Raw genomic sequence first — 21,237 nt, forward strand, 5'->3', positions numbered from 1 at the left:
GATTCGGCATTGACGGAGAACCACCATGAGCAGTCATAGCAAAGACCTTTCCAGCCCACGCCTGGCCCTATCACTACCGAGCAAGGCGCCCCCGTTCAACCCCGACTGGCGCTTGCGGCTCAAGGGGCTGGCGCTGCCGGTGTTGATCATCTTGATCCTGGAAATCATCGTGCGCATCGGTTGGCTGCCCTCTTACCAGATGCCGGCCCCCAGCGAGATCGCCCTGACGCTAGGCGACCTGGCCGAGGGTGCGCTGTGGAAACACATCAGCGCCAGCCTGCTGCGGGTATTGCTGGGCTTCGCCATCGGCGCCAGCCTGGCATTGATCTTCGCCGCCTGGGTTGGCTTGAGCCGGGAGGCCGAAGCCTACCTAGAACCCACCTTCGCCGGCCTGCGCTCGATCCCCAGCCTGGCCTGGGTGCCGCTGCTCCTGCTGTGGCTGGGCATCGACGAAACTTCGAAGGTGGTGCTGATCGCCATCGGCGCGTTCTTCCCCGTCTACCTCAATGGCGTGGCCGCGATTCGCAACATCGACCGCAAGCTGGTGGAGGTCGGCCATATGTACGGTTTCAATCGCCGCCGCCTGGTGCGCCGGATTCTCCTGCCCGCCGCCCTGCCCGGCCTGTTCACCGGATTGCGCAGCGGCATGAGCCTGGCCTGGATGTTCCTGGTAGCCGCCGAACTGATCGCCGCCACCAAGGGCTTGGGCTATCTGTTGAGCGACGGCCGCGAAACCTCGCGCCCGGATATCGTGCTGGCGGCGATCATCGTGCTCGCCGTGCTGGGCAAGCTCAGCGACGGCATTCTTGCCGGCTTGGAAAAACGTTTCCTGGCCTGGCGCGACACCTTTACCGGCACCGAGGAATGAGCCATGACCCAAGCCCTGCTGGATATCCATGTCGAGCGCAAGACCTTCGCCACCACCACCGTGCTCAGTAACATCCACCTTCAACTGCAACCCCGGGAAACCGTGAGCCTGCTGGGTCCCAGCGGCTGCGGCAAAAGCACCTTGCTGCGCATCGTCGCCGGCCTGGAAAAAGACTTCGAAGGACACCTGCTCAGCGACACCGAACAACTGGCCTTCGTGTTCCAGGAGGCGCGATTGATGCCCTGGCTGACGGTACAGCAGAACATCGGCTTCAGCGAAGACGACGACTACGACGAAGCCTGGGTCGCGCATCTGATCGACGAAGTCGGCCTCACAGGCTTCGCCGACGCCTTGCCCAAGGCATTGTCCGGCGGTATGGCACAACGTGTGGCGATTGCCCGCGGACTGTATTCGCGACCACGGGTGCTGTTGCTGGACGAACCCTTCAGCGCGGTGGACGCCTTCACCCGGATGAAATTGCAGGACCTGCTATTGCAACTGACCGAGCGACACGACATCGCTCTGTTGCTGGTGACGCACGATGTGGACGAGGCGCTGTACCTGAGCGATCGAGTGCTGATGATGGATACCCGCCCCAGCAGCATTCGCCAAGAGCTGACGGTGCAACTGGAGCACCCGCGGGACCGGCGCGACCCGTTGCTGGCTCGGCTCAAGGCAGTGGCCCTCGGCGAATTGCACAACGCCCATGTCATTTGATCAGGCGCCTCCTGGAAATCAGCGTCAACGACGAACGCTATCTGCTCTCCTTGGCGCACTGTCAGGCAGGCAAGGTGAGAAACAACGCGGATGTCCAGACCCGCGACTGATCCCGCTGCCGGGCGCAAATGAACAGGGGGTGTTCACGACCTCGTTCCAGGTTCAACCGGGCAAGGTCGATTGTCCCTTGCAACTCGCGAGGCAGCGACGCAGCCGTGACCCTCTCCAGGGACACCTTCAGCTCGGCACCCGGCAACTCTTCAACCACTTCCGATAGCGCCAGCAATTGCTCACCGGGCACTTCCATCCGCACCATAGGCGCATGCACGTAGGACTGCGGTTCCGATGGATCGCCGACCTTGATGTAGTTGTCGATGCGACTGTGGATCTGCAGCGTGGCGCCGGCCAGTTGCGACAGCTCGATTTCGATGCTGTCGGTATCGCCATTGGTGTCGGTACGGAAGGCCAGGACCGTAGCATCCTGGCGCCAGACTGTTTGCTCGGGGTGATCGAGGCCCAACGCTTGAAAGCCGTTGATGACTGCGCCGGTGATGCGAATCTCGCCGGTCCAGTAGGCCCCGCGATAACGGTCCTTGATCCGTGCACCGCCCAGGCGAAGACGGATGCGTTGCGCGGAAAAACCCAGCTCCTGATGCAGGTTGCGCGACCAGATCAACTGGTCGCCGTCGAACAGGTCGACCTGTTCCCAGCCGGCCTCTCCCAGCAGTCGATAGTCCAGCGCGGCGGTCGAATCGGCGCTGAAGATCTCGCCCATGAAATGTTCGCCCTGGCGCAGACTGGCGAACGAGCGCTCGCCGGTCGTGGCAAAGGTGCGTCGGGCGCGAAGCGCCTTGCCGACACTGGCCCGGTCAAAGCCGTCGGCCAACACACCGGTCAACCCGCCACGGGAACCAAACACCGCCGTGGCCGGGACACCGCCGCCGCAACGCCCTTGGTGTTCGTCGCTATTGGCCGCGGCTCCCACCCGATAACCACGGGCCAGCGCCTCGGCGTAGACCCAATGGAACTGTCCCCAGGCCGAACCGACTTCGATCAACCGCTCAAGCTGCGGGTGGTGCCAGTCAAGATTGCAACGGCGTCCGCCCACGTGAGGCATCATCAGATGGCCTTCGGGATCCTTGGCATAAGCGGCATATAACTCATCCACCGGCCAGGCGCCCGGCTTGATGGTACCGGCGGTGAACTCGTTCCATTCGAAGGAGCGCACCAGGCGCCCTTGATTATCGAAGGGAAACTCGGGCTTGCGGTCATGCAGGAACACCACATTGCGATCCCCGCCCGCACAAGAGTTACCGCACCACTCGGTCCCGGGGTAACAGACGAACCGGCCCGGCTCATTGAGTTCATGGATCAACTTGACCGCCTGGTCCCAGCGTTGCTCGGTGATATTGAAATCGTTGGCGGTGTAGCCCAGCACATCGAGCCCGGCAACGTCGCGGCCGTAACTGAGGTTGTACAAGGTGTCGTTGGTGCCCACGGTGTCGTCGGAATGCACATGCAGGTCTGCGTAGAGAGGGCGCAATGCTGTTCCCGCTGGATCGACCGTGACAAACGCCTGGGCCCCACGCACGGACCGCGCCTTCACCTCGGCCCGCAAGCGCCACTCACCCGGCGTGCCGAGGTCAACGGCGGCAATCCGGGCAATGGCCCAGCCTTCAGTCGCCAGGGTAAACGGCTGCTGGCGCTCCACCCCTTCAGGATCAACCAACGTCAGGGTGCCGTTGAGCGGCAACTCACGGCAGGTGTTGCCCCAGGCATCATCGACCCTGAGCAGCACATCGAACGCCTCTCCCGCGCTGACCAGCCGTGGCACGATCAACTGCAGGCCGTGGGCAGGCCCCGGCACGATGTCGAGCAACGGATCACCCGGCACCTCGGCAAATTTCGAGCTGCCCAACGGGTCGATGAACAGCCGGAAGCGGAAGTCTTTTTCCACGAAACTCTGCACCCGCGTGCCCGCCCCGCCCTGACGGCGATCACCCAGGCGAATGATGACCTTGTCGCCCGGATTCAGATAGCCGTCGACGATATCGATGATGATCGCCTTTTGGAACGGCCGCTCATGGCCCTTCTGGTCGAAGCGCACCTTGAGGTGCTGCACGGTGGCCTGGCTCTGGCCCGGAACGAGCTCGCCGGCCTGGTACTCCGCGCTGACATAGTTGGGGCCGGCCGGGTTCGAGGTCTGGAACAGGGCCCAATCGGAGTAGAACTTGAAGGCCAGCTTGAGCCAGGCGCCGTCGGCCAGACCACTGCCACCGACCTCGTAGATCAGAGTGATTTCATCCCATTGACCGGCGACCAGCGTGTCACGGTCGCAGTGAATACTGCCCAGGAACGGCCGTTGCTTATTGCGCTCGTACAGGCCCTGGGGAGCGATGTAATGCCCGGCGTCGCGGGGATCGAAAACGTTACTCACATGACACCTCGTGCAATGGTCCACTGAAGGTTTGAAAGGGGGCCAGGACAATGGCGATGCTTATTGCACTCGCCATTTCTGGTAATGACGCTCGATGCGCCGGAACACAAAACTCTCCATCAGCCAGGCAATCAGGCCGATCACGACGATGCCCAGCAGCACCTGGCTGCTGTTGCCGATCTGCCCACCGGTGGACACCATCCAGCCGATACCCTGGGAGGCGCCGATCATTTCCGCCGCGACCAACGCCCGCCAGCCCTGGCTGAAGCCGATGCGCAACGCGGCGGTCACGAAGGGCAACGAAGCCGGCAGGTAGACGTGGGCCAGCAGTTGCCAGGCGTTGGCGCCCAGGGTGCGTGCCGCGCGGACTTCTCCGCCACGGATGCTTTGCACGCCTTCCTGGATGGTCACCGCCATGGGAAACATCGCCGCGATGAAGATCACCAGGACGATGGAGACATAACCCAGGCCGAAAATGATCATGATCAGCGGCGCCCAGGCGATCGGCGGGATAGCCATGAACAGGCTGTTGAGCGGCGAGCTGAAATCGCGAAAACGCGACGACAGTCCACCCGCCGTACCCAGCACGACAGCGACGACGACCGCCGCGCAGAAACCACCCAGCTCTTCCAGGACGCTGGCCCGCAGGTGTTGCCACAGTGAGCTGTCGTCTAGCCAGCGAACAGCCTCGCGGGCCACATCCCAGGGCTGCGGCAGGATGTAGGTGGGAAAGCGGCTGGCCAAGGCCACCCAGATCAACAACAGGAACGGCAGTGAAGCCCATCCCCAGTTCGGTTTTGGTAGGGACATGACGGACTCAGTGCGAGGCTTTTTCCAAGTAAGCGGTATCCACGATCTGTTCGGTCTTGAGCGTGGTATCGATAAAACCCAGGTCGTGGGAGTAATCCATCAGGCGCTGGATGAACTGGATATCCGAGGCCTGCAAATCCGCCGACCAGCCCAGCCGCGTACGTGCCTGGGCAACAATGGCCTCTGGGGCAATGGTCTTGCCATCCAGGCCTTGCACCGCTTCTAGCTTGAATGCCTCGGCGATGAGCCGGTTCGATTCGGCCGGATGCTCGTTGAGAAAGGCGATGGCCTTGCGATGGGCGCGCAGCAGCTTGACCACGTCATCGGGTCGCTCCTGCAAGGTTTTCGGCAAGGCGATCACCACGTACCAGGGATACTGTGGCAGCGCCTGGTTGACATCCAGCAGGATCCGGCTCGAGCCGCGCAGCACTGACTGGCTGACAAAAGGCTCCCAGGAAAACGCCGCGTCGACGATGCCGCGTTCCAGGGCAGCGTTCATATTGCCGGGCGGCATGTCGATGATGTCCAGGTCCTTGTCAGGATTGAGGCCGGCTTTTTCCTTGAGCACGTAACCACGCAGCAGCACATCCATGCCACTGCCCTTCTTGACCCCCGCCAGCTTCTTGCCCTTGAGCGCGTCCAGGCCGGTGATCAGGCTCTTGCTATCGACAATCACGGCGGCCTGCCCGTAGTTGACCTTTGCCAGGATCCGGCTTTGCAAGCCTCGGGAAAACCACTGGTACACCGGCGGCGTCCCGACGTAGGCCACATCCAGCTCCCCGGCAGCCAAGGCCTGCTGGATCACTGGGCCATCGCCCAACGCCTTGAGGTCGACGTCCAGGCCTTCCTCGCGGTAGAACCCCTGCTTGTCGGCGATCAACGCCGGCGCGTTGGCCATGGCAAAGACGTAGCCGATACGCAAGGGTTTATCCTCGCCAGCCACGGCAAAAGCGCTGCCTGCCAACGTGGCAACAGACAAGGAAAAGGCAAGCAGCGAACGTTTGGTCATGCTGTCATCTCAAGTCGGGGGGTGGGAGAAGCCGTACCCTGCGGCGCGTCCATGACCTGGGAAATGCGTTCCATCAGCTCATTGCGGTAATCGAGGAAGGCCGGCAAGCGGCGGGTTTGCAGGTTGGAACGGGGACGCGGCAGGCGGATCTCCAGTTCGCTGTGAATACCGCCAGGGGCGATGTTCAACACGATGACCCGGTCCGCCAGGAACACCGCTTCGTCGATATCGTGGGTAATGAACAACACCGTCTGGCCGAGCTCGGCCCAGATACGCAACGTCTCTTCGTTCATGCTGTTGCGACTGATGGCGTCCAGCGCGGCGAAGGGTTCGTCCATCAGCAGCACGCTGGGTTCGAGCGCCAGGGTCCTGGCCAGGGAGACGCGCTGTTGCATACCACCGGACAGCTGATGCGGCAGCCGATGCGCCGCTTTTTCCAGACCGACCAGGCGCAGGTATTGCAGCGCCTTTTGGCGCTGCTGCGCTTCGCTGGTCCGGGCACTCATCCGCAAGCCAAAACGGACGTTTTCCAGGGCACTCAACCAGGGAAACAATTGCGGCGCCTGGAACACATACCCCAACTCCGAACGCTCTGGCCGCACCGCGGTTTGGTTGATGGTGATATGCCCGTTTTGCGGTTGCACGAACCCCGACAACAAGTTCAGCAACGTGGTTTTCCCGCAGCCGGATGGCCCGAGGATCGCGACGAATTCACCGGGCCTGGCATTCAGGCTGAACGAGGAAAACACCCGATGCCCATTGGGGTAACTGAAGCTGATATCAGCGACGGTCAGGGCATCGGCTTGCAGCTGTCGGCGCGGTAGGGTTTTGAGCATGGCAAGTATCGTCGGGTCGTTTACAATGGCAATGCTCGACATAATACGTATTAATACAAGTTAGCCTAATAACCTATTTTTATAACCTTAGAAGTGACGGCCCTGCCCCACTCAAGACCATGGAAGCTGACAGTGTCTACGTCCATTCTTCGCGACAGCACCACCTCGCTCTACGAACAGATCGCCCACCGGTTGCTGGAGGAAATTCAACGCGGCGACTATGAACCCAGCGGCAAGCTGCCGTCCGAGGCGCAGTTGGGCGAGCGGTTCGGGGTGAGCCGCGTCACGGTTCGCCTGGCGGTCGGCAAGCTCAGCGAGGACGGCGTGGTGGAGCGCAAACAAGGCAAAGGCACATTCGTCGCGGCCAAGCAGGTGCGCCACGGCCTGGATGCGTTGCGCAGTTTCCATGAGGCGTTGTTGTTGCAAGGACTTCAGCCGACCATGCAGGTGATCAGTCATGCCTTGCAGGCCGTTCCAGAGGCATTGCGGGGATTGTTTGAAAACACCGGGGATTGCCTGCTACTGGAACGGCTGCACTCTGTCGATGGCGAACCCATCGCCCTGGGCCGCAGCCATTTACCCGCCGAGCTGGCCGAGGTGGCCTGGACGGAAGTCGAACATCAACCGATTTATTCCATTCTCGAATCCATCACCGGCCTGCCGGTCATTCGCGCCGACCTGGCAATCCGTGCGCAAGAGGCCGACAAAAAGCTGGCCGACGCGCTGCAGATCAAACGCGGCGCAGCGCTGCTGGTCATGGAGCGCACGTCCTATTTCGCCGACGGCCGTTGCTGCGACCGTACGACGTTTTACATCCGACCGGAACGCTATGCCTTCATCCTCAGTGGTGTTTTCAAATCCACTTCGGGTAGTTGATGACCCGCGCCTGATCAATCCCGGCTGTGCAATTGCATCTGCCTCTGGCGGGTGCTTGCAAAGGAATGCCCTGATCGGAGCGCAACGTTTCAGGCTTAGATCCCTGCCCGCAATTCACGTGGCGACAGACCATAGTGTGAGCGAAAGCGCACGGCAAAACGTGAGGCCGAGGCGTAACCGCAGGCCGCAGCAATTTCCCCGATAGGGCGAGACGTTGTTTGCAAGCCTTGCAACGCCGTGGCCAGTCGAACGCCCTCCAGGATGTTCCGGAAACTGTCCCCCTCATTCGCCAGCTGGCGACGCAACGTCGACTCACCCAGGTTCAGGCGTTGTGCAATGGTCGCAACTGTCCAGTCTTTCTCCGGGCTGCCCATTACGATCTGCTGCACACGTTCACGAACGGGATCGTTGCGCCCCATCAGCAGAGGTCCGATGTGGCCACCCAGGCACAGACTCAGAAGAACCGCCTCCCCATAGAGCGCGCGTAATGCGTCCGGGGAGTTCGCATGGATAGAGGCCAACAATTGATCCCACGCCTGTGTGGTGTGCCTGTCCAGAGGGACGCATAGATCGGTCTTCAGTTCACCATGACGGCTCATGATCTGCTGGCTATATCGGGTACTGAAGTTACGCAATATCGAGACGGGAAAGGTGACTGCATCGGCGATGTAGTGACCGTGAAGCCCAGGGAAATTCGAGAAACCCAGCTCGCGTCCGGCCGGCATCAGAATCAGATGTTGCGGCCCGGCGCGCATCTCCCGATCATCCCATTGCAACAGCTTTTCCCCTTGTCGCACTCGACACAAGGTGGTCACGAACACCCGCACCCTTGGCAAGGTCAATGGCTGTCGCGCCCGTATGACACACGCATCGATAATGTTTTCCCGGTGCTGTATGCCGTCACAAGGGCGCATCGTTCTTAACGTCCGTAAGTTGAAGTAATGGTCGCTTTGGCAAGGGCGTTGGCATTGAGCATGTACCCAACCAACGCACCACTGGCCTCACTGTCGAGCGGTAGCTTATCTACTTTCAATGCCCATACGGTGAATTGATATCGATGGGGTTTATCCCCCACAGGTGGGCAAGCCCCGCCAAACCCCGGCCGGCCATAATCGGTGCGCCCTTGTACTGCGCCGGCAGGCAGGTTCGCTCCCACGCCTCTTGGCAAGCTATGGGTAGAAGTCGGCAGATTGACCACCGTCCAATGCCACCAACCGCTACCGGTCGGCGCATCGGGATCATAGACCGTGATCGCATAGCTTTTAGTACCTGCGGGAGCGTTTGCCCAGGAAAGCTCGGGAGAAGTGTTGCCACCTTCGCAACCGAAGCCTTGGAACACCTCGCGCTTGGTCAGCGGACGGTTGTCAGCAATATCCTGGCTGGTCAGTGAGAAGTCGGCGGCATATCCGCTGAATGCTACTGCCATGGAGAGTGCAGGCAGGACTGATCTGATGTTCATCGCGGCTCCATCTGAGTCTTAGAGTGAAGCTCGAGTCTAGGTTGAACAAAGAATGGCTACTGTGCCGAAATGCTCGATAAGAGTGCCGAAATGCTCTTTTTTGTTTGGGAAGCGATCCTCTGGCTTCCGTGGGCGATTTCGCCTCTAACCCACAGCTGTGCTCAACCTCAACGCTACCTGTTTCCCGCCGCGCAAACGCCAGTCGCCCTCGTCGCAGTGAGTTCCGCCCAGATACCGCGGCCATCGGTCGAAACTTCGTGTGTAAGTGGTACTACTCCCCTCCGCGCTTTTGGTAGCAGGCGCTTTTGTACAATTGACGCATCTGGTCAGCCCTCGTAACACTTCACGCCGCTCACAACAATAACAATGACTGCCGGGCGCCTAGATACGCCGATGAGACAAGGAGTTCTTATATGCTTGGTTACTATGCGCAATACAGCAAGGAATACATCACAACGCTGATGGTGGTGACCACCCTCTTGTTTGCCTTGCCCATCTTTTTCGCCCCGCTCCAATGGGCCCGGCTCATGCGCTGGAGCGTTCCCGAACACGAACATCTGGCTATCTATTTCGGCCGTTGCCTCGGTGCATTCATCCTTGTCGTTGAAGTAGCGATGTTGCGTTCGGCCACCACCGGCACCAGTTTCAGTTATGCCTTCGATATTCTTTTCGCGGTCTTCACGCTGATGTTTTTCGTGCATGTCTACGGCGCAATCAAAAAGATCCAGCCTATTACCGAAACACTCGAAATCGGTTTCTGGATGATCCTCTTCGCACTCAATATTCTGTTCTACCCTGCCACCAGTATCACGCTGTAGAACCCTCACCGGACCGCGGCGGGAAGTTCGCCAGTCGCCGTTCAACCCCATTGGAAGTCAGCATCGCCTGGCACCTTCGCGTCGGCGGCCCCGTGTCCGCCGAACGCTCCGCCATGGCTCTTCAGCGACGTGATGACCATTGTCAATGCCTGCGCCGATGACTTTCTGTTCTGCTCACTGCCTTGATGAGACATGACAACAGGACCTAGGATCGCAAAGGCAAGAACAGACATGATGAGGAGAATCAGCCCCATGAGCCCGAACCTTGCCGATCTTTATAGCGACTACATCGCCTGCCTGAATGCACAGGACTGGGAAAACCTGGGCCATTTTGTGCACCCGGATGTGGTTCACAACGCGAAACCATTAGGGTTGCACGGCTATCGAAGCATGCTGGAAGCGGATTATCGGGCCATTCCCGACTTGCGCTTTGCAATTGAATTCCTGGTGATCGACCCGCCGAAGTTGGCGGCTCGCCTGGCGTTCAATTGCACGCCGGTTGGGGAATTCCTGGGCCTGGCGGTGAATGGGACACGCATCTCCTTCGCCGAAAACGTCTTCTACGCGTTCGAGGACGGCAGGATCCGCGAGGTCTGGTCGGTCATCGATAAGGTAGCGATCGAAGCTCAGCTCCGATCAGCGTAGCGGATGCCTCAAGGCTGCAGATTATCCGCGGCCTACGTGCCGCAGGATAAAAGAAGCGAGCGTCCCCTCAGAAGCGCTCTCTCAACACAACTTTCCGTAGCAGCGCACTGGCAAATGGGCGCATTGAGCAATACCCTGCCCATACCGACCCAACGTTACGAGCTGAAACATGTCAGGGATTGCGATATTTGAAAGCCCACGTTGGCTGCGAGATCTTCTGCGCTTCTTGCCGCTGAAGAGCCAATTCGTCCTGTCAGGCAACATCCGGGACCTACAGGCCAGTGAAGTGGCCCCCGGTACGGTGACCGCACAGAGCTTCAACCAGACCCTTTGCAATGCATTGCTCGATGCTGGCTACGCCCAGGTTATCGCCTGGGATCCGGTGTCCGGTTTCCGGGCAGTCGGCAAACCCGGCTCCGATCCAGAGGCCGGCCTGACGTTACTTCAGGAACTTGGCCTGACCCCGGTGAACGGCGTCGCACCGGCAGGTATCGACCTGCTGGGCGCCACCCTGTCACGGCTGGTGAGTCGTGCTGGCGAACCGGTCGCGCTGATCATCGATTTCGCCTCGCGCCTGGCGGTCCGCAACGACGCCCTCAACGCGGCTGAACATCAGCTCTTCACCCAGGCCCTGGTGCAATCCCATCAGGCTCGCAGCCGTCCGGCCACAGAATTGCGCAAGCCTTTCTTCAATACGCTGCTGTGGTTGGTGGAAAAAGAAGGTGATCTACCCGACTGGCTACTGGTCGACAACCCGCGCCTGCGCCACATTCCTGTATCCAAGCCCGATCAACTGGCCCGCCGCGCACTGGCACCGGCGCTGCTCAAGGGGCTCAGTGGCAGCCAAGGCGCCAGCGAAGAGATCATGCATCAAGCTGTGGATGCCTTCGTACAGAACACCGAAGGCTTGCTGCTGCTCGATCTCAGTGCCATTGCTCAACTGGCGCGCGTCGAGGGTGTACCCATGCCACAGATTGCCGACGCGGTGCGCCGCTACAAGATCGGTGTCACCGAGGATCCGTGGCTGAAGATCGACCGTCAGCGTATCCGGCAGGCAGACGCCCTCGTCCACCAGCGGGTCAAAGGCCAGGAGCATGCAGTGACGCACATGCTCGATATCGTCAAACGGGCGATGACGGGCGTCGGCGCCAGTCGCAAGGGCAATCGTCCACGGGGTGTAGCCTTTCTCGCGGGGCCGACTGGCGTAGGCAAGACTGAACTCGCCAAAACCATCACCAGCCTGCTGTTCGGCGACGAAAGTGCATACATCCGCTTCGACATGTCCGAATTCAGCGCCGAGCATGCCGACCAACGCCTGATCGGCGCACCGCCCGGCTACGTCGGCTATGACGTCGGCGGTGAGCTGACCAATGCCATCCGCGAGAAGCCGTTCAGCGTGGTGTTATTCGATGAAATCGAAAAAGCCCATCCGCGGATCCTCGATAAATTCCTGCAGATTCTCGACGATGGCGTGCTGACTTCAGGCCGTGGTGACCGTGTGTACTTTTCGGAGGCCCTGATTGTGTTCACCTCCAACCTCGGGATCTATCGCCAGGGCGACAATGGCGAACGCGTCGCGAACGTCCTGCCGGGCGAAGCCTTCGAGCAGGTCCAGGACAAGGTGCATAGCGAGATCGACCGGTATTTCAAGCTAGTGCTCAACCGACCGGAAATCCTCAATCGAATCGGCGAGAACATCATTGTCTTCGACTTCATTCGTGAAGACGTTGCAATGCAGATCTTTGAACAGATGGTCAACGCCACCTTCAGCGATCTGCAGGGACAGAACCTGTTTATCGAATTAGCCCCCCAGGCACGCCAGGCATTGCATGGCCTCTGTCTGCAGGATCTGTCCAACGGTGGCCGAGGCATCCGCAATCAGTTGGAGGCACGCCTGCTCAATCCCCTGTCGCGGGCGCTATTTGATCAGGACGCTCAACCAGGCGAGCACTTCACCATCAACGAGTTGGACATCTCTGGGCTGAAGATGGAACGTCGCTGAACATGGACCTCAGTCTGTCGCGTGTACACTTTCCGGTCACCACCCTTGGCCCCGGGCGGCGCCTTGGTATCTGGTTCCAGGGCTGCAGCATCCGTTGTCCGGGCTGCATCTCTGCCGATACCTGGGGACCAGGACACCGACGCCTGTCCCTGGAGCAACTGCTTGAACAGATCACCCCCTGGCTGCACGAGGCAGACGGGATCACGATTTCCGGGGGAGAGCCGTTCGACCAGTTCGACGCCCTGCGGTCGCTGCTCGAAAGCCTGCGTCAACGCAGCGATCTCGACATTCTGGTCTACAGCGGCTACTCCCTGGAGCAACTCGATGAGCCGTTGTTTCAAGCCAATGGCCTGATAGACGCCTTGATCAGCGACCCCTATATCGAAGCACTCGGCCAGACCATGGCCTTGCGCGGCAGTGACAATCAACGCCTGAGCCTGCTCACGCCACTGGGCCGGGCACGCCTGGGCCGTTACGAACGTCAGTTGGAACCCGCCGACAAGGCGCTTGACCTGATGTTTGACGAAAGCGGCAGCGTCTGGATGGCCGGCATCCCACGACGTGGCGACTTATTGCGCTTACGCGACCTGCTGCATGAACAAGGCCATCATTTACAGATCAGCGCACACGCGTCGCGACGCCGCTGAGTGGAGCCCCCATGATACGTTTCTGCCCCAACTGCAAAACCGAGCGCGCTCTCCAGGAGATATTCTGCGAAGGGCTCATTCAGGAACAACCCTGCGGCTGGGACCTCGCCGGCGAACCCATTCGTGCCGCCGGTTGGCGGCCGCAAACCGTCTTCACTGAGGAAACCCTGCCGCAGGTAAGTCCGGCCCAGGAAACTGTCCCTGACCTGCTCTGCGAAAATGGTCACCCGATGGTCGATGGCGACCTGATGTGCCTTGAATGTGGCAGCTCACTTGCGCAAGCAACGCCCTGCGGCGCGCTGCCAGACAACAGCGAACCGGAAGGCATCACCCAGACCCTGATCGACGGCTGGCGCCTGATCCGCCAGATCAGCAGTACCGACGGCGTGCGTGAGCGATACGTCGCCGAGCACAATGAAACCGCGCAACGAGCAGTTCTGACGTTGTATCGACCCGGTGCCGAACCGGACCCGGCGATCTACGATGTAATTCGCCGACTGCCCCGCGAGCACGTGCCTGAAATCATCGCCACCGGCCGCTGGGATGACCGTGCCTACGAGGTCATTGAAGAACTCACCGGCGGAACCCTGGCAGAACTCGGCAGCGTAATCCGCGACAGCGACAGCGTGCACCATGTCGTCAAGGAACTGGGACAGGCGCTGCATGCTTTCAACGAAGCTGGCCTACGCCATCGGGACCTGCGCCCAACCAGCCTGCTGGTACGTTCCCGCGAACCCCTGGACCTGGTCATCAGCGGTTTCGGTTCGGCACGCCTGTCCGAGTTCGACCTGGACATCGTCTCGCCTCTGGAAACCAGTCGCTACATGGCGCCAGAAGCTATCGCAGGTGGCGTTGCGGCCGCCTCGGACTGGTGGAGCCTGGGCATGATTCTGCTCGAGCAACTGACCCAGGGCGCCTGCTTCGACGGCATCAATGCCAACGCTTTTCTTATTCACGTGCTGGCCAATGGCGTGCCGATCCCCGACGACCTCGACCCGCGTCTGAACCTGTTGCTGCGAGGGCTGCTGGCACGCGACCGTCATCAGCGCTGGCAATGGCAACAGGTCCAGGACTGGCTCAACGGCATTGCGATCGAGGCGCCGGCCTCCTCCGTCCAGCAAACGGACGAAGGTGAAGGTGCCACCCTACGGCTGGGAGAGCGTCGCTTCCACAAGCCCGGCGTATTCGCCCTGGCGGCGGCCCAGGCGGATAACTGGCAACAGGCCCTGGACCACTTGCTGCGCGGTGTGATCGTGACATGGGCCGAACAGGTCGGTCTCGCCCCTTCCCTGGTCGCCGGCTTACGACAGGTTGTCCAGCACGAAGGTATCGAGGACGACTTCCGTCTCATGCTGGCGTTGAGAATCCTCAACCCGGAAATCCCGTTGATCCATCGTGGCGACATCGTCACGCCAGGATGGCTGCTGGAGCATCCGTTGGAAGGCTATCGCTTGATCAGCGGGTCGGTCCCGGACCTGCTTGAGCAATTGCAGACCGACAACTGGCTATCGCGTCTCAAAACCCGCGCCGAAAACGTCCGTCAGCGTGCCCTGCACCAACACATCGAGTTGGTCGAAGAGCAACTGCGGATATTCCTGCTGTCGACCTCGCGCGCCAAGCTGGCCACACAGTGGCAGGAACGCCAACGGCTGTTCCCCGACACCGACCATCCGGGGTTGGCCTCACTGTCGGAACGCCGGGTGATCGCCGAAGAAGATCTGATTGTGCTGCTCAGCGCCGCGATCAGCCAGTTTCGTTCAGCGCCCTCGATCATAGAGAGCGCCGCCGAGCTGGCCAGGAACGCCGATGTCGGCTGGTTCGACGCCGAAGCGGCAACCCAGCTGCTGTTGCACTCTCGACTTGAGCTGTACCGGAGTGTCGATGAGCGTATCCAGGGCTTTGCCCGTTGTGGCGTGCCAGTCGTGGACGAGTGGGCCGAGCAGTTCCGCCTGGAACGACGTATGCCGTTGGCCCAGACACTGGTGCTGCTGGCTATACCGTCCAGTCACTGGCTGGAGCCACAGAAACAGCAGTATGTCTCACAGATCCTCGATTTCTTCGAAAAGAAGGTTGTGACCGCCGTGATGCGCGGGCCGCTGGTGCGCATGAGCATCGGCAAGACCACCGCACGGGTCGATCTCAACGAACTCAACAGCGAGCGCAGTCCGGCCGCGGCGCTGCTCGATCACCTGTTGCAACGTAATGCCCGGGCCGTGAATCTCGACCCGGAGAGTTTTCAGCTCAACGGCCAGCTGGAATCACGCCTGCATACCCTGTACCGGCAAAGCGCACTCTACAAACGCGACACCGGCATCGATGGCCTGTACCTGGGCTTCCCTTTCCTGCTCAACCGTGACCCTCGCGGCACCACGCGCACGCGAATCATCCCGCTGCTGCTGTGGCCAGTGAAGCTGCTGCTGGAGTTGGGTTCGCGTGGGCACGCCGCCTTGGCGTTCGACAGTGAACGTGAGGAAGTGCGGCTCAACCCCGCACTGGAAAGCGTACTCGGTGCCGAAACCTGCAAGCGCTGGCACAAGACCGCCGATGAGCTGCTGGGGCGCTCGTCCATTCGCGCAACGGATGTCATGGACGCCTTCGGGATGCTCGCCACCATTCGCTCACGCACCCTGGGCAATCTACCCGCCAGCACCGTGGAGATCGCGCCCTACCAGGATGAACTGGACTGCGCGGCCGTGCTGTTTCACGTGACCTTCATGGGGCAAGCCATCGGTGAAGATCTACGCCAACTGAAGACGCTTTCGCCTGCCGGCACCGGACTGGAAACCGCGTTGCGCCTCAAGGTCGCCGACGAATCCCCACGCGAGGCGCCGCCAGGCGAGCTGCAACGCTATTTCACCGTGGCCAGCGACCCCTCACAGGAAGCGGCCGTGATCCAGGCCCGGCAGAGCCCGGGACTGCTGGTCGAGGGGCCGCCCGGGACCGGCAAGAGCCAGACTATCGTCAACATGGTCGCCGATGCTATCGGCCGCCAGCGCAGCTTGCTTATCGTCTGTCAGAAGCATGCGGCGCTGGAGGTGGTGTACAAACGTCTGGTCGCCGAAGGCCTCGGTCAACGCATCGTCATGCTCAATGACGTCAACCGCGACCGCGAGCCCGTCATCCGCAGCATTCGTGAACAATTGGAAAGCCTGTTCACGGACGGCAGCCAGGCGCAGGGTTGGCAACGCCAGCGCGAACAGGTCGCGGCCCGCATCGAAGCCCTGGAGGGCGAGCTCGACCGCTTCCAACAGAGCCTGCATCGCCTTGATGACAATACCGGCCTCAGCTACCGCAGGCTGCTTGGCGAATTGATCGAACTGGAGTCCGGCCCAGCGCCGCTCGAGTTTCCGGCCTTGCGCCAACGCCTGGCATCCCTGGACCTCGCCAGCCTCACCCGCCTGGAAGAAAGCTGCGCGCCGCTGGTACGCCTGTGGTTGCCCGCACGCTACGAAGGCAGTCCATTGGCCCAGTTGCAGTCATTCGCCGCCGATCGGGCGACCTTGCAGGCCTTCACCGACAATCTGCACAGTTTCACCCAGGCCGAAAACAACCGTCAGGCCACGTTGCAGGCACACCCCGCCAGCTTCGAGATCGACGACCCCGCGCCGTACCGCGACTGGATGACGACCCATGTCGCGACCCTCCTCGGTCTGAAGCAAGAGCAACGTCTGCGTCTTGCGCGCTGGCTGCCGCTGTTCCGCAGCCGCGAAGAGGGCCAACTCCCACGGGGCGAGTCGATTCTCGCCGAACTGCAGCAACTGGATCAGCAACTCGGCCAACTGGATCAGGACCACTACGCCCCCACCTTGTCACCGGCACTCTGCCTGCTCGAAAACAAAGCCCTCAGGCATCTGGATCAGGACTGTACCAAGGTCATCGCCGCACGGTCCTGGTTGGCGAACATCAACCCGCTGCATCTGCTGCGGCGCAAGCGACTGCGCAACTTTCTTCAAGAGCAAGGGGAAAGTCTGGTTGTTGAAGCGCTGCCAACGCTGCAGGCAGCCATTCGCCTGGAAAGCCAGTGGCGACCTTTGCGCGCCGAGCTGAGTACCCTGCACCAGGCATTGGAACTGGAAACGGTGAACAGGCAAGCCTGCCTGGAATTGTCCAGTCTCGTGAAGAGCGACATCCGCCATCTGCTGGAAATCCAGGCACTGGCACTGGCCTTGGCACAATCGCCTCGCGCCCGACAGGCGGATGAAGCCGCCCTCGCCGGCGACAAACAGCACCTCGAGGCGCTGCTCAGCGATCTGGATGCTTCGCTGGTGCGCCATGGCGTTCGCCATTCCAGCCTCGAACAACTCAAGATACTCGGCGACTGGCTGGGTGATGAGCTGGTGCGACAACTGCAGCATGCCGTCGAACACAACCTGAGCAATCAACTGAGTCTTGATCGTCTGCATGAGGCGTTGTCCTACCTGGCCGCCTACCAGACATTCCGCGGGCGTGCCGGTCAGTTGACGACAGCCGACCTCGAGTTGCTCGCCCTGCTGCGCCAACGCCAGGAACAGTTGGACAACATTGCACCCGAGCAACTGGAAGCCGAAGTGCGACGCCTGCTCAACCGTGAAGCCCGGCTGGGTTGGAAACATCGCGTCGAGCAAGCCAATCCCGAACTCTTGTTCAGCCAGGACGAAGCCCGCGCCAAAGTCGCCAGCCTCGCGCAAGCCGATGCACAGATGCGGCTGCTCAATCGTGAGCTGCTGGCCAAAGGCATCAACCTCGATCACTTGGGCAATCGCAAGCAATGGGAGGATGTCACCCGCCTGACGGGCAAACGCTCGCGGCGCCTGCGCGAATTCATTGAACTGGGCAGTAACCTCGGCTTGATGAGCCTGCGTCCGGTATGGCTGATGAACCCGGACGTCGCCAGTCGTGTACTGCCACTCAAGGCCGGCCTGTTCGATACTGTCATCTATGACGAAGCCTCGCAGATGCCGGTTGAGTTCGCCCTGCCGACCTTATTCCGCGGTCAAGTCACTGTTGTCAGTGGCGATGAGAAGCAAATGCCCCCGACGGCATTCTTTTCCAGTCGCATCGAAAGCGACGAAGCCGAAGTGTTCGACGGCGACGAGCCTGACGAGGACGCGGATGAGGAACAGCGCGAAGCGTTCGAAGACACCTGGAACCGTCGTGAGATCAAGGACTGCCCTGACCTGCTGCAACTGGCGCGCAACGCCCTGCCCAGCACCACATTGCAGATCCACTACCGTTCGGCCTACCGTGAACTGATCGGCTTTTCCAACGCCTCCTTCTATGGCAATCGCCTGAACGTTCCGGTCCGTCATCCACAGGCAAGCATCCAACGGATCAAACCGCTGGAACTGATCCAGGTCGGTGGGCTGTATCAGAACCAGAGCAATGCCCAAGAAGCCGAGCGGGTCGTCGAGTACCTCAACGAGTTGTGGCAAAAACCTTACGACCAGCGCCCCTCGGTGGGTGTCGTCACCTTCAACCGCAAGCAGGCCGACCTCATCGAGGAGCACCTGGAGCAGCGTGCGGAGCAGGATGAGCTGTTCCGCACAGCCTACGCCCAGGAACGCGAGCGCAGCGAAGACGGCGAGGACATGTCGGTGTTCGTCAAGAACGTGGAAAACGTGCAGGGCGATGAACGCGACATCATCGTCTTCTCCTCCACCTTCGGCCGCAACAGCCAAGGCACCTTCCGCCGCAGCTTCGGCGTGCTCGGGCAGACCGGTGGCGAACGGCGCCTGAACGTGGCGGTGACCCGTGCGCGGCACAAGGTGGTGATGATCACATCGATGCCGATCGCCGATATCTCCGACATGCTCAACACCCACCGTGCCCCCGCCAGCCCGCGTGACTATCTGCAAGGCTATCTGGAATATGCCCGCGCGCTCTCCTCTGGCGAGTTCAGCAGCAGCGGCAAGTTGCTGGAGCGCCTGCAGACCGATCGCAGCAGCGTGCACCGCGAACAAGGTCCGCAACGTGATGGTTTTGTCAGGCTGGTCGGCGAATTCATTCATTCTCTGGGATGGCAAGCCGCTCCCGCCAGTGAAGGCGATGCTTTCGGCCTCGACTTCGCCATCGAGCATCCAGATACGGGTCTGTACGCCATTGGCATCGAGTGCGATGCGCCTTGCCACACTCTGCTCGAACGCGCCCGCGCCCGGGAAATCTGGCGCCCGTCCGTGCTGCATCGCGCCATTCCGCACATCCATCGCGTGTCATCGCAGGCCTGGTATCACAACGGCGACAGCGAGCGATCACGGCTGCGTGAAGCAATCGAAGACGCCATGAAGGTCGAGCAGCCACTGCAACCCAATCCTGTTCCAGTTGATACGGAAATCTGCCCATGAGTGGTCCCAAGGTCGTTCGCATTGTCACTCGCGAAGAAATCATCGCCATCTGTGAAGGCCACCTGCAACGCCTGGAGCGCGCCGTGGAGCGTTGGCAGACACAAGCCACAAGGCTTGGCGAACTCAGTGAGCAGGAGCGCATCGCCGCCACGGCGCGACACGCTCGCCTGCGCGCTCTGCTGGCAGAAGATCGATTGGCCGAATTGCAGAAGGCCGTGCCCTTGGAGATTGAGCACCTGCGCCGGGACCTGGAAGACCGCGAAGAACGCGCGATCATTCGTGCCGCCGAGCGACGCCAACGCGACCGACGCGTCCAGGAAAACGCCGCGACATTGCTTGACGCCTTGCACGCCAATCCCCAAAGCGCCGATCAAACCTTGCTGCAGTCCCTCTCACAATTGGCGAGCGGCGCCAATCGGGAAGATGCCGAACGTCTGCTGGCCGAAGGTTTCACCCACTTGACCAAGGCCACCGAGAAGCCAGTGCTGAGCGATACCCAACGCGCCCTGGCGCAGCAGCTCAAGGTTGCCGAACCCGAGCTTTCCCTGCGCGATTGGATAACGGCACAGGAACCGGAAGCCACGCGAGACATACGTCTGCTGCGCATCGATCGCCACATCGTGGAACTGCAACTGCTGCAAGGCGCAGAGCGTGCCGCACCGTTCCTTCTGGCACTGGAAAGAGCTGAAACGGAAGTCGACGCCAAACGGCGCAATCTGTTGCTCGACAGCTTGGTACTCGACCTCGGCACCTCCACTCGAAACTTCCAACGCCAGCGCGAGTGCCTCGAACAGCTGGAGGACCTGGCCAGCGAAATCGAAACCTGCATGGGCACCGAACACGCAACCTTACTGAGTCAGATTGGCGCCTGCACGACCGATAGCGAGCTCTCGGTGATGGCTGGGCTGATCGAGCAGTGTAAAACGCATATCGCAACCCACTTGCAGACTCAAGCCGCCCTTGCCCGCCGCGAAGCCGTGCTCGGCGGCTTGGCCAGCCTCGGCTACGAGGTACGCGAAGGCATGGCAACCGCCTGGGCAGAAACCGGCAAGGTCGTGCTGCGCAAAACCGCGACGCCCGGTTATGGCGTTGAAGTGGGTGGCAAAGCCGACAACGGCCGCCTGCAAGTTCGCGCGGTCGCTCTCAGCAACGACCGCGACAAGACGCGGGATCGCGACGTTGAAACCATCTGGTGCGGCGAATTCCAGCGGTTACAAGCCTTATTGCAAGATAAGGGCTGCGAGTTGCTGATCGAGCGGGCACTTTCGGTGGGTGAAGTACCGCTTAAAGAAACGAGCGTTTCCGCGCCGGGCGTAGAGGCAATCGCTGCTCAGCAAAAGACTCTTCATCAATGAACCGCTAACGACCCCGCCGCAAGCCAAGCGATCATTCCCTGGTCCGTCATCGAGCGCTCGATCGCAATGCACAGCCTTGGACATACCGCCAGGGTGATCGCCATGATGGTCGCGATCAGCCAGCGCTACTCGTCGGCACTCTTCATATGAAAAATCGTGTACGGCAGGATCAGCGTATCGGCGACGAAACTGAACGGCAGGTCAATGACTGCAAACGGAGTCAGGGCACTCATGGCCCCAGCGTGGTCGTCAGCCGCGCCTTTGATGATCTCCAGATCGACAGTAACGCCGCAGTAAGGATGGAGGCCACACATGTGCCCGTAACTGGAGCTTTCGTTGACAGTCGCGCACCCTGTCAGCAGCGCCATGGTCAAAACCGTTAGCATGAGCCGCATGATGTACCCTCACCCTGGAAGGGCAAGACTGTAGCACTGAAAC

17 protein-coding genes are annotated in these 21,237 nt (G+C 60.9%); 9 read left to right on the plus strand and 8 right to left on the minus strand.

Going from position 1 to position 21,237, the window contains the following annotated elements; genetic code table 11:
- Window positions 1–25: 25 nt before the first annotated feature.
- Both CGA22_RS00560 and CGA22_RS00565 read left to right on the plus strand, forming a co-directional pair.
- Window positions 26–868, plus strand: a complete 843-nt coding sequence (locus CGA22_RS00560) for an ABC transporter permease (protein ID WP_041021021.1) — start codon at window positions 26–28, stop codon at window positions 866–868.
- Window positions 869–871: 3 nt separating this feature from the next.
- Complete coding sequence (locus tag CGA22_RS00565) at window positions 872–1,585, plus strand: ABC transporter ATP-binding protein (protein ID WP_041021020.1); 714 nt, start codon at window positions 872–874, stop codon at window positions 1,583–1,585.
- Between the two features lie 61 nt (window positions 1,586–1,646).
- On the opposite strand, the gene CGA22_RS00570 is transcribed toward CGA22_RS00565, so the two are convergent.
- The 4 genes from CGA22_RS00570 to CGA22_RS00585 are packed head-to-tail and all read right to left on the minus strand — an operon-like array spanning window position 1,647 to window position 6,677.
- Window positions 1,647–4,022: a hypothetical protein gene (locus tag CGA22_RS00570; RefSeq protein WP_041021019.1), complete on the minus strand. Its 2,376-nt coding sequence runs from the start codon at window positions 4,020–4,022 to the stop codon at window positions 1,647–1,649.
- A gap of 60 nt (window positions 4,023–4,082) precedes the next feature.
- On the minus strand, window positions 4,083–4,832 hold the full coding sequence (locus tag CGA22_RS00575) for an ABC transporter permease (protein ID WP_041021018.1): 750 nt from the start codon (window positions 4,830–4,832) through the stop codon (window positions 4,083–4,085).
- A 7-nt stretch (window positions 4,833–4,839) separates the two neighbouring features.
- Window positions 4,840–5,841 (minus strand): ABC transporter substrate-binding protein, encoded by a 1,002-nt coding sequence (locus tag CGA22_RS00580; RefSeq protein ID WP_041021017.1) that lies wholly within the window; start codon window positions 5,839–5,841, stop codon window positions 4,840–4,842.
- A complete protein-coding gene (locus CGA22_RS00585) occupies window positions 5,838–6,677 on the minus strand; it encodes an ABC transporter ATP-binding protein (RefSeq protein WP_041021016.1) in 840 nt (279 codons plus the stop codon). Before CGA22_RS00585 ends, CGA22_RS00580 begins: the two co-directional genes overlap by 4 nt.
- A gap of 132 nt (window positions 6,678–6,809) precedes the next feature.
- Here CGA22_RS00585 and CGA22_RS00590 point away from each other — a divergent pair, with 132 nt between their 5' ends.
- Window positions 6,810–7,553, plus strand: coding sequence for a GntR family transcriptional regulator (locus CGA22_RS00590; RefSeq protein ID WP_041021015.1), 744 nt, complete (start codon window positions 6,810–6,812; stop codon window positions 7,551–7,553).
- Window positions 7,554–7,648: 95 nt separating this feature from the next.
- Here the strand turns inward: CGA22_RS00590 and CGA22_RS00595 are convergent, their stop codons facing one another.
- Window positions 7,649–8,467, minus strand: coding sequence for a helix-turn-helix transcriptional regulator (locus tag CGA22_RS00595; protein ID WP_041021014.1), 819 nt, complete (start codon window positions 8,465–8,467; stop codon window positions 7,649–7,651).
- A gap of 5 nt (window positions 8,468–8,472) precedes the next feature.
- Window positions 8,473–9,012: a kinase inhibitor gene (locus tag CGA22_RS00600; protein ID WP_041021013.1), complete on the minus strand. Its 540-nt coding sequence runs from the start codon at window positions 9,010–9,012 to the stop codon at window positions 8,473–8,475.
- Window positions 9,013–9,425: 413 nt separating this feature from the next.
- Between CGA22_RS00600 and CGA22_RS00605 the strand changes: the two genes are divergently transcribed.
- Complete coding sequence (locus tag CGA22_RS00605; protein WP_041021012.1) at window positions 9,426–9,830, plus strand: hypothetical protein; 405 nt, start codon at window positions 9,426–9,428, stop codon at window positions 9,828–9,830.
- Window positions 9,831–9,871: 41 nt separating this feature from the next.
- Here the strand turns inward: CGA22_RS00605 and CGA22_RS00610 are convergent, their stop codons facing one another.
- Complete coding sequence (locus tag CGA22_RS00610; RefSeq protein ID WP_041021011.1) at window positions 9,872–10,084, minus strand: hypothetical protein; 213 nt, start codon at window positions 10,082–10,084, stop codon at window positions 9,872–9,874.
- Here CGA22_RS00610 and CGA22_RS00615 point away from each other — a divergent pair.
- From CGA22_RS00615 to CGA22_RS00635, 5 genes are all read left to right on the plus strand, one after another.
- Window positions 10,083–10,475 (plus strand): ester cyclase, encoded by a 393-nt coding sequence (locus CGA22_RS00615; protein ID WP_041021010.1) that lies wholly within the window; start codon window positions 10,083–10,085, stop codon window positions 10,473–10,475. The two genes, CGA22_RS00610 and CGA22_RS00615, sit on opposite strands and share 2 nt — an antisense overlap.
- A 169-nt stretch (window positions 10,476–10,644) precedes the next feature.
- Complete coding sequence (locus CGA22_RS00620) at window positions 10,645–12,477, plus strand: AAA family ATPase (protein WP_052435085.1); 1,833 nt, start codon at window positions 10,645–10,647, stop codon at window positions 12,475–12,477.
- Between the two features lie 2 nt (window positions 12,478–12,479).
- Window positions 12,480–13,124, plus strand: a complete 645-nt coding sequence (locus CGA22_RS00625) for a 4Fe-4S single cluster domain-containing protein (protein WP_041021009.1) — start codon at window positions 12,480–12,482, stop codon at window positions 13,122–13,124.
- Between the two features lie 11 nt (window positions 13,125–13,135).
- Entirely contained in the window at window positions 13,136–19,444 is a 6,309-nt protein-coding gene (locus CGA22_RS00630) for an AAA domain-containing protein (protein ID WP_188258456.1), read from the plus strand.
- On the plus strand, window positions 19,441–20,799 hold the full coding sequence (locus CGA22_RS00635; RefSeq protein WP_041021007.1) for a hypothetical protein: 1,359 nt from the start codon (window positions 19,441–19,443) through the stop codon (window positions 20,797–20,799). The genes CGA22_RS00630 and CGA22_RS00635 overlap by 4 nt, the downstream gene beginning before the upstream one ends.
- A gap of 125 nt (window positions 20,800–20,924) precedes the next feature.
- Here CGA22_RS00635 and CGA22_RS00640 read toward each other — a convergent pair whose 3' ends face one another.
- Window positions 20,925–21,167, minus strand: a complete 243-nt coding sequence (locus CGA22_RS00640) for a YceK/YidQ family lipoprotein (RefSeq protein ID WP_223194620.1) — start codon at window positions 21,165–21,167, stop codon at window positions 20,925–20,927.
- Between the last annotated feature and the right edge of the window lie 70 nt (window positions 21,168–21,237).

It is taken from the genome of Pseudomonas sp. PSB18 (assembly GCF_014596565.1).
Classification (GTDB): Bacteria; Pseudomonadota; Gammaproteobacteria; order Pseudomonadales; family Pseudomonadaceae; genus Aquipseudomonas.